The organism is Streptomyces sp. NPDC005533, assembly GCF_042871845.1.
Taxonomy (GTDB): domain Bacteria; phylum Actinomycetota; class Actinomycetes; order Streptomycetales; family Streptomycetaceae; genus Streptomyces.
Genome location: NZ_JBIAJH010000198.1, coordinates 1 through 1176 on the forward strand (window position 1 = coordinate 1; position 1176 = coordinate 1176).

At 66.0% G+C, this 1176-nt stretch carries 1 protein-coding gene; it reads left to right on the forward strand.

The window, feature by feature from the left end; genetic code table 11:
- Positions 1-601 (forward strand): transposase (locus tag ACFYP3_RS37915; protein ID WP_388842683.1); only part of this gene is annotated, 601 nt, incomplete at its 5' end.
- Positions 602-1176 lie beyond the last annotated feature (575 nt).

A 1176-nucleotide genomic window follows, 5' to 3' on the forward strand; every position in this document is an offset into this window, starting at 1 on the left:
GATATCCGACGGTGGCGGCGGCCTGATCTCGGCCTGTGAGTCGGTCCTGGGCCGCAGCCTGCGCCAGCGGTGCCTGATTCATAAATGCCGCAATGTCACCTCGAAGGTCAGCCGCCACGACCTGGCGGAGGTGAAGAAGGACTTCTGGGAGATCTTCGACACGGCCGAGCTCGGGCTCCCGCCCGGCCAGCAGCTCGTCGAGGCGGTCCAGCGCCGCATCGACGACTTCGCCGCCAAGTGGGAGAAGACCTACCCCGCGGCCGTCAAGTCCCTTCTCACAGACCGGGGCTCACTCACTCCCTACCTGCGGTTCCCCGTCGAGCACCACAAGCGGATCCGGCATTCGAACTTCATCGAGCGGACCTTCGGCGAGACCCGCCGCCGGGTGAAGGTCATCGGCCGCTTCCCCGGCGAGACCTCCTGCGTCAGCCTCGCCTTCGCGGTCCTGGACCGGGCCGCCACCGGCTGGCGCGGCTTCACCATGACACCCGCCGCACTGCGCCGGCTCGAAGGCATGCGACGGGACCTGCTCCACCCCGTATCCGCCGACGTGATCCAGCTCGCACCACAGGACCACGAGCCACTCGCCCCGGCCGCGTAACATCAGCCATCACGGAACCCCTCGTCGAGCTTTTCCACCGCTCCGAGGACGCGACCGCGGCAGCTCGCGGATCTGCGAGGCCAAGACCGACTCGAATGGCGCGATCGCCAGCACGGATATCGCCAGCACGAAGCGGAAAGGCGAGTGGGTGAAGGTCTGGCTCAACTGAGGGGGAACCAGGGGAACGACGGGAACACAGCTGGCCAAGCCCTGTGCCAACTGCACATCTGGGGTGCCGCTCGCCCACAGGCAAGGGAACCTTCTGCTCCAGTGCAGCTGCTGCGGTGGTCGGCAACGGGCGATATGCGGACCGTTGATGGCAGATGAATGTTGACCTCCGTTGAGGGTCTAGCTCGTTCAGTGAGGCCTGGAGGGCGGGCAGATAGCGTGGAGGAGTGCGCGTAGATCCTGTCGTTTCACAGAGCCGTGGAGATGCCGATCCCGGCGATCGCGAGCCAGTGAGGTATCTCACGGCACACGGAGCCTTTTCAGCGGTGAGTCTCCAGGGTGAGGATGGCTCGGGCGATTGACGTGAGGTTGTTGGGGCTGAGGCGGGCTTTGCGGAGGATGCGCCA